The 7,650-nt window shown below is 74.2% G+C and carries 8 protein-coding genes; 1 reads left to right on the top strand and 7 read right to left on the bottom strand.

What is annotated here, in order from left to right; all coding sequences use genetic code 11:
• Positions 1–137: 137 nt before the first annotated feature.
• Positions 138–941: a trans-aconitate 2-methyltransferase gene (locus tag ABD811_RS31220; RefSeq protein ID WP_344954923.1), complete on the bottom strand. Its 804-nt coding sequence runs from the start codon at positions 939–941 to the stop codon at positions 138–140.
• Positions 942–1,017: 76 nt separating this feature from the next.
• Between ABD811_RS31220 and ABD811_RS31215 the strand changes: the two genes are divergently transcribed.
• Positions 1,018–1,530: a MarR family winged helix-turn-helix transcriptional regulator gene (locus ABD811_RS31215; protein ID WP_344954921.1), complete on the top strand. Its 513-nt coding sequence runs from the start codon at positions 1,018–1,020 to the stop codon at positions 1,528–1,530.
• 4 nt (positions 1,531–1,534) lie between these two features.
• Here the strand turns inward: ABD811_RS31215 and ABD811_RS31210 are convergent, their stop codons facing one another.
• The 6 genes from ABD811_RS31210 to ABD811_RS31185 form a co-directional block, all read right to left on the bottom strand.
• Positions 1,535–3,328 carry an ABC-F family ATP-binding cassette domain-containing protein gene (locus ABD811_RS31210; protein ID WP_344954919.1) on the bottom strand — a complete coding sequence of 598 codons (1,794 nt, stop codon included), beginning with the start codon at positions 3,326–3,328 and terminating at the stop codon, positions 1,535–1,537.
• Between the two features lie 48 nt (positions 3,329–3,376).
• A complete protein-coding gene (locus ABD811_RS31205; protein ID WP_344954917.1) occupies positions 3,377–3,652 on the bottom strand; it encodes a hypothetical protein in 276 nt (91 codons plus the stop codon).
• 24 nt (positions 3,653–3,676) lie between these two features.
• Positions 3,677–4,576, bottom strand: coding sequence for a 4-(cytidine 5'-diphospho)-2-C-methyl-D-erythritol kinase (locus ABD811_RS31200; RefSeq protein ID WP_344954993.1), 900 nt, complete (start codon positions 4,574–4,576; stop codon positions 3,677–3,679).
• 62 nt (positions 4,577–4,638) lie between these two features.
• Entirely contained in the window at positions 4,639–5,673 is a 1,035-nt protein-coding gene (locus tag ABD811_RS31195; protein WP_344954915.1) for a glycoside hydrolase family 26 protein, read from the bottom strand.
• Positions 5,588–6,586 (bottom strand): 16S rRNA (adenine(1518)-N(6)/adenine(1519)-N(6))-dimethyltransferase RsmA, encoded by a 999-nt coding sequence (rsmA, locus tag ABD811_RS31190; RefSeq protein ID WP_344954913.1) that lies wholly within the window; start codon positions 6,584–6,586, stop codon positions 5,588–5,590. Before rsmA ends, ABD811_RS31195 begins: the two co-directional genes overlap by 86 nt.
• Before the next feature lie 72 nt (positions 6,587–6,658).
• The gene (locus ABD811_RS31185; protein WP_344954911.1) at positions 6,659–7,465 is read right to left on the bottom strand and encodes a resuscitation-promoting factor; all 807 of its coding nucleotides are present in this window, start codon (positions 7,463–7,465) and stop codon (positions 6,659–6,661) included.
• Positions 7,466–7,650 lie beyond the last annotated feature (185 nt).

Here is a 7,650-nt window from a genome sequence, read left to right as displayed (position 1 = left end):
GGGTCCCCGGGCTCGGATCGCGAGCCCGGGGTCTGCGCGGCGCGCCGTGTGCGGCGCGCCAGGATGCCGCCCGCCGCGTGAGTCGGCACACCAGGGGAAAGGGTTCGCTTCCCTCGCGCGGCGGGCGGCATCACGTTCTAGGGGCCCTCGCGGGCGGCCGCCACGACGAAGATCCGGCGGAACGGGAAGACCGTCCCGGCCGGGGTGGGCGGGTAGGCCCCGCGCAGGCACGCGCCGTAGACGTCGAGGAACTCGGTCGCCTCGGCGGGCCCGAGCGCGGACAGGACGGGACGCAGCGCGGTGCCCTTCACCCATTCGAGCACCGGGTCGTCCCCGTGCAGCACCTGCAGGTACGTGGTCTCCCAGGCGTCGACCGCGCAGCCGTGCCGGGTCAGCAGGTCGAGGTAGCCGGCGGCGTCGCGGACCGGGTCCGGGCGGGCCAGGCCGCCGAGGCGGTCGCGCCAGCGCGGCGACTCGCACAGCTCGCGCAGCAGGACGTGGCTCGGCGCGTCGAAGTTGCCGGGGACCTGGAAGGCCAGCCGTCCGCCCGGGGCGAGCGCCTCGGTCGCCCAGCGGACGAGCAGGTCGTCGTGGCCGGGCACCCAGTGCAGGACGGCGTTGGAGACGATCAGGTCGACCGGCTCGGCGGGCCGCCAGGCCGCGACGTCCCCGACGGCGAAGCTCAGCCGGCCGGGGATCTCGTGCGCGCGGGCCGCGGCGACCATCTCGGGAGACGAGTCGAGACCCTCGATCACCGCGTCCGGCCAGCGGCGGGCCAGCGCGGCGGCCGGCTCGCCCGAGCCGCAGCCCAGGTCGGCGACGCGCCGGGGCGCGGTCAGGTCGACGCGGGCCAGCAGTTCGGCGAACGGACGGGCGCGCTCGTCACCGAACGCCCCGTACTGCGCCGGATCCCACACGGCGACCGCTGCTTGTCTCGACATCGAGATACATGATGCCCGGCTTCATATCTTGATGTCAAGAAAGTCGTCTCGATATCGAGACGAGTAGGCTGTGCGCATGCAGGATGAGGTCGACCGGCTGGTGGAGGCGTGGCACGCCGAGCGGCCCGATCTCGACGTGCGGCCGCTGCACGTCCTCAGCCGCGTGTCCCGGCTGGCGCGCCATCTGGACCGTGCCCGGCGCGCCGTGTTCGCCGCCCACCGGCTGGAGCCCTGGGAGTTCGACGTGCTGACCGCGCTGCGCCGGGCGGGCGCCCCCTACCAGCTCAGCCCGGGACGCCTGCTGCGCGCCACCCTGGTCACCTCGGGCACCATGACCAACCGGATCGACCGGCTGGCCGCCGCCGGGCTGGTCGAGCGCCATCCCGACCCGCAGGACAAGCGCGGCGTGCTGGTGCGGCTCACCGCGGCCGGTCAGGCCCGGGTGGACGCGGCGTTCGCCGACCTGCTGGACCGCGAGCACGTCATCCTGGAGTCGCTCACCCCCGACCAGCGCGACGCGCTGGCCGGGCTGCTGCGCACCCTGCTGATACCGTTCGACGCCGACGCCGAGCCGCGTCCCACGGCGTGACGGCTCAGCCGGCGTCCTCGGCGAGCATCAGCCACTCCTCCTCGACCTGCCCGGCCTCGGCCTGGACGGCCTTCAGCTCGGCGTCGAGCTCCTGGAGGCGTTCGTAGTCGGTGGCGTGCGCGGCGAGCAGCTCGTGCAGTTCCGCCTGGCGTTTGGCGAGCTTGTCGAGCCGCCGTTCGAGCCGGTCGAGCTCCTTGCGGGCCCGCCACGCCTGGGCGGAGTCCTTCGGCTTGGCCTCGGGCGCCTTGCCCGCGGGCGCCTTGCCCGCGGGCGCCTTGGCGGCGCCGGCCGCCGACGTGCGGGTGGGGGCCGCGCCACGGCGCCGCCGGTCCAGGTACTCGTCCACCCCGCCGGGCAGCAGCGACAGCCTTCCGTCGCCCAGCAGCGCCACGACGTGGTCGGTGACGCGCTCCAGGAAGTAGCGGTCGTGGCTGACGACGACGAGGGTGCCGGGCCAGCCGTCGAGCAGGTCCTCGACCTCGGTGAGCGTCTCGATGTCCAGGTCGTTGGTGGGCTCGTCGAGCAGCAGGACGTTCGGCTCGTCCATCAGCAGCCGCAGCAGCTGCAGGCGGCGCCGTTCGCCGCCGGACAGGTCGCCGACCGGCGTCCACTGCCGCTCGCCGCGGAAGCCCAGGCGTTCCAGCAGCTGGCTGGCGGTCCACTCGCGCTTGCCGACGGTGATGCGCCGCCTGATCTCCTCGACCGACTCCAGCACCCGGCGGCCCGGGTCGAGCTCCTCCAGGTTCTGCGACAGGTGCGCCAGGCGGACGGTCTTGCCGCGCACGAGCCGTCCCGCCACCGGGGAGACGCCGCCGTCCAGCAGCCGCAGCAGCGTGCTCTTGCCGCTGCCGTTGACGCCGACCAGCCCCACCCGCTCGCCGGGCCCCAGCCGCCAGGTCAGATGCTCGAAGAGGTCCGTACCGCCGACCCTGACGGTCGCGTCCTCCACGTCGATGACGGTCTTGCCGAGCCGCGCCGTGGCGAAGCGGGTCAGCTCGACGGTGTCACGCGGCGGCGGCTCGTCGGCGATCAGCGCCTGCGCGGCCTCCACCCGGAACCTGGGCTTGGACGTGCGGGCCTGGGGGCCGCGGCGCAGCCACGCCAGCTCCTTGCGCAGCAGGTTCTGCCGCTTGGCCTCCGTGGCCGCCGCGATGCGCGCCCGCTCGGCCTTGGCCAGCACGTACGCCGAGTAGCCGCCCTCGTAGCGTTCGACGCGGCCGTCGACGACCTCCCAGGTGCGGTCGGTGACCTCGTCCAGGAACCACCGGTCGTGCGTGACGACCAGCAGCGCCGTGCCGCGGCCCTTCAGGTGCCGGGCCAGCCAGTCGATGGCCTCGATGTCGAGGTGGTTGGTGGGCTCGTCCAGCACCAGCAGGTCGCGCTCGGGGACCAGCAGCCGGGCCAGCGCCACGCGGCGCCGCTCGCCGCCGGACATCCCGGCGACGGGCGCGTCCAGGTCCAGGTCGGCCAGCAGGCCGCCGAGCACGTCGCGGACGCGGGTGTCGCCCGCCCACTCGTGCTCGGCGCGGTCGCCGAGCACCAGCGAGCGCACGGTCGCGCCCTCGGGGAACTCGTCCCGCTGGGTCAGGTGCCCGAGCCGCAGCCCGCGCGCGTGGGTGACGCGGCCCTCGTCCGGCTCGATCAGCCGGGCGATGATCGACACCAGGGTGCTCTTGCCGCCGCCGTTGCGTCCCACGACGCCGACGCGGTCACCGTCGTCGAGGCCGAGCGACACCGCGTCCAGCAGCGGGACCGGTCCGTAGGCCTTGCCGACGTTCTCCAGATTGATCAGATTCACGACGTCCTCAAGGCTACCGACCCCGCCCGGTGCGCCGCTCGCCCGGCGTCAGCCGGTGGGCGGCTGCTGCCCGTACTGCGCCTGCCCGTACTGCTGTCCGCCCTGCTGCGGCCACTGGCCGTACGGCGGTTGCTGCGGCATGCCGGGAGACGCGGGGCCGTAGGGCGGCTGCGGTGCCCCCTGGCCCGGATAGGGCGGCTGGGGCGGCTGGTACGGCGCGGGCGCGTCGCTCTTCCTCGCCATCACGACGACCACCACCACGACCGCCACCAGCGCGGCGACGCCCAGGAGCAGGAGCAGGACCACGAGGAGGGAAGACATCATGCCGGGCTCCTGTATGAGAACGGATCACACAACGGTGGCGCCGGGGACGGGACCGTCGGCGCACAGCAGGAACGCGGCGACGCCCTTCTCCGCCAGGGCCGCGGCCAGGTCGGCGGCGTGGCCGCCGCTCTCGGCGAGGAAGGCGCACGTCGGACCCGAGCCGGAGACCAGCGCTCCCAGGGCGCCGAGTTCGAGGCCGGCGTCGAGGGTGCGGCGCAGCTCCGGCTTCAGCGACAGCGCGGCCGGTTGCAGGTCGTTGTGCAGGGCCGCGCCGAGTTCCTTGGCGTCGCCCGAGGCCAGGGCGGCGGCGAGCGCGTCGGACGCCTCGGGCGGCGGGACGTGGCGGTCCTCGCGCAGCCGGTCGCATTCGGCGTAGACGGCGGGCGTGGACAGGCCGCCGTGGGCGGTCGCGAACACCCAGTGGAACGTGCCGCCGGTGGGCAGCGGGGTCAGCCGCTCGCCGCGGCCCAGGCCCACGGCCGTGCCGCCCAGCAGCGCGAACGGCACGTCGCTGCCGAGGTCGGCGGCCAGCGCCATCAGGTCGAGCCGTCCGACATCGTCCCACAGCCGGGCGCACGCCAGCAGCGCGGCGGCGGCGTCGGCGCTGCCGCCCGCCATGCCGCCCGCCACGGGGATCGCCTTGCGGATGCGCAGCGCCACCCGGGGTTCGACGCCGAGACGTCCCGCGACCAGCCGCGCCGCCCGCGCCGCCAGGTTGCCGTCGTCGACCGGAACGCCCTCGACCGGCACCGGCGACCCGGGCGCGGCCCGCACCTCGATCCGCAGCCGGTCGGCGGGCTCGGCGGTCACCTCGTCGAACAGGGACACGGCGTGGAAGACGTTGACCAGGTCGTGGTACCCGTCCTCGCGCGGCGGCCCCACGCTGAGCCGGACGTTGACCTTGGCGGGCGCCCGAACGGTAATGGCGGTCACGGAACGACAACCCTATGCCAGCAAGCCCGCGCCGAATGCACCACGCCGACCCCTCAGCCGCCGGTGACCGGCAGGTTGCGCGGGTTGAAGTACGGGACGGTGGCGAACTCGCGCAGCGCCGACACGGCGTGCCGGTCGTCGGTCACCGAGTACTTGCGGCGCTCGTCGCGCGGCTCGGTGGCGTTCTCGTTGGAGTTGAAGTACACCACGGCCTTGACCTGCGGGTGCTGCAGCGTCTGGGCGGCCTTGCGCAGCCACTCGGCGCGCCGCTCGCCGTAGGAGCGCGGCACCCCGAACTCGGCCACCATGATCGGCTTGGGCCGTCCTTCCACCCACTCCAGGAAGCCGCGGATCGGCTCGGACAGGTCGCGGTACTCGAAGTCGGCGCCCGGGTAGACGTCGGCGCAGATCCAGTCCACCTGGTCGTCGCCGGGGTAGAACGACTCGGCCTTGCCGGAGGCGAACCCCCCGGCGGTGGGGCACCACACCCACGCGACGTTGGCGACCTTCTCCTGGGTGAAGAGCGTGCGGATGTGCTTCCACGCGGCGACGTAGTCGCCCGCCGAGTGCACCTTGTTCTGCAGGCTCTCCCTGTCCATGTCGCGCTGCCAGCGCAGGAACACCGGCTTGCCGAGGGCCTTGACGGCGCGCGCCCGTTCCCGGATCAGCGTGTCGTGCTCGCCGCGGACGATCTCCCGGGTGTCGGTGCCGGACCAGGTGAGCAGCAGGTAGCGGGAGCTCTGCGCCACGGCGGTGTCGGTCCTGTCGGGGAACTTGGACTTCCAGCCGTGGAAGGTCTGCACGATGTCCAGGCTCCGGCCGAGCCCGCGCTCGAACCCGGTGACCGCCGCCATGCCGGGCCCGCCCAGGGCGTCCTCGGCGTCGCCGCCCTGCTCGGTGGGCGACACCCACGCGCCGAAGTACGCGCCCTTGCCGGGCGGCGTGGGGGCGACCCCCGCCTGGGCGGTGGTTCTGATCTTGGGTGTGGCGACCGCGCCGCTGCTATCGCACCCGGCCGTGACCGCCGTCACGGCCAGAGCCGCCGCGGGCGCCAGGGCCCGCGCCGCCCGCGAACGCGCCTTGAACATGTTCCTCCGCCTCATTCCGGTTACGCCCGGTCGTCCGGTCGCCCGCCGGTTCCGGTCCGCCTCCAGGACCATACTGGGCAATGCGGGCGAAGGCGGCCACGTCCAGAGCTTCGCCCCGGGTTCGGGGGTCGACGCCCGCCGCGCGCAGCGCCCGTTCGGCCGCGTCGGGGCTCCCGGCCCACCCCGAAAGCGCGGCCCGCAGCGTCTTGCGCCGCTGTGCGAACGCCGCGTCGATCACGGCGAAGACCTGCTCGCGGGTGGCGGTGGTGGGCGGCGGGTCTCGGCGTTCGAACGCCACCAGGCCCGAGTCGACGTTCGGCACCGGCCAGAACACCGTCCGGCCCACCGGCCCGGCACGGCGCGCCTCCCCGAACCAGGCCAGCTTCACCGACGGCACGCCGTAGATCTTGCCGCCGGGCGCCGCCGTCATCCGGTCGGCCACCTCGGCCTGCACCATCACCAGCGCGCGCCGCAGCGACGGCAGCGTGGCCAGCAGGTGCAGCACGACGGGCACGGCCACGTTGTAGGGCAGGTTGGCGACCAGCGCGGTCGGCTCGGGCCCCGGCGGGCGCGTCAGCCGCAGCGCGTCGGCGTTGACGACCTCCAGCCGGTCGGCCAGGCCGGGCGCGCGCCCGGCGACCGTGCCGGGCAGGGCCTCGGCCAGCACCGGGTCGATCTCCACGGCCACGACCCGGCGCACCGCCGGCAGCAGCGCCAGCGTCAGCGAGCCGAGCCCCGGCCCCACCTCGATCACCACGTCGTCGGGCGTCACCTCGGCGGCGCGGACGATCCGCCGCACCGTGTTGCCGTCGACGACGAAGTTCTGCCCGAGCGTCTTGGTCGGCCGCACGCCGAGCCGCCCGGCCAGATCGCGTATGTCCGCCGGGCCCAGCAGCGCTTCGCAGTCCCCCACCCGTCCAGTGTCCCAGTGTTCGCGACAGCGCACGCCCTCACGGGAACGCCGGCGCCCCCTGGGGGCGGGGGTTCACGAGAACAGGCGGCTTCCGCAGTTGGGCCACTGGCCCTGCCAGCGGCCGTTCACCTTGTTGTAGAGCAGCTGGGCGCGGTAGGTCTGCTCGGCGGGGCTGGCGTCGCTGGGCTTGCCGCTGCCGCCGACCGACGTCCACGTCTGCATCGAGAACTGGTACAGCCCGTAGTACCCGGCCGGGTTGACGGCCTTGGGGTTGCCGCCGGACTCGCACTTGGCCAGCGCGGCCCAGTTCAGCCGGGCGGCCGACCCGACGCCGCCCGGCTTGGGGCCGACTCCCAGGATCTGCGCCACCGGCTTGCGCTTGACCTTCTGCGCCAGCACGATCTTGACCTTCTTGCCGCGCCGCTTGACGTAGGCGGTCTGCACGACCTTCAGCCCGGGACGGCCCTTGCGCAGCACCTTCTCGCTGTACGGCGCCAGCGACGACTGCGTCTTGCGGACGACCGGGGCGGGCAACCTGATCGTCGTGGTCACCGGCTTGGACAGCAGCCGCCTCACCTTGATCGTGTCGCCGGCCTTGGCGTCCCGGGGCGGCGCCACCAGGTCGTAGGGGCCGAGCGCGACCTTGGCCTCGGCGAGCACCTCGTCGACAGTCGTGCCGGTCGTCATGGCCGTGGTCTTCTTCCCGTCCACCACGATCACGACCTTGCGCGCGGGCGGCGCGCTGGTGCGCGGCGCGTCCGCGACCGCGACGGTGCTGCGCGGCGTGGGCTTGTCACCGCCGCCGCAACCGGCCGCCGCCAACGCGAGGGGCACCGTCAGGAGCACGCAGAACGCCGAGGTACGGGGGGAACGACGCACCTTATCCTCCAGCTACGCCAAGGGGCACCAAGGCACACAAAAGGCCCGGCCACGGCGCAGCACATTAGAGCCACCCGACCACCCTCCGCCACCACAACGGCAGATGTGACGGCCGGTGACATAGCGGACGGCCACCGGTCGGGCGGTCAGGGGCCCGGAGGATCGAGCCCGCGGGACAGGGCCCG

The sequence above is a fragment of the Actinomadura miaoliensis genome (assembly GCF_039536785.1).
In the GTDB taxonomy this organism is placed as follows: domain Bacteria; phylum Actinomycetota; class Actinomycetes; order Streptosporangiales; family Streptosporangiaceae; genus Spirillospora; species Spirillospora miaoliensis.
This window is presented reverse-complemented; position numbering and strand designations above follow the sequence as displayed.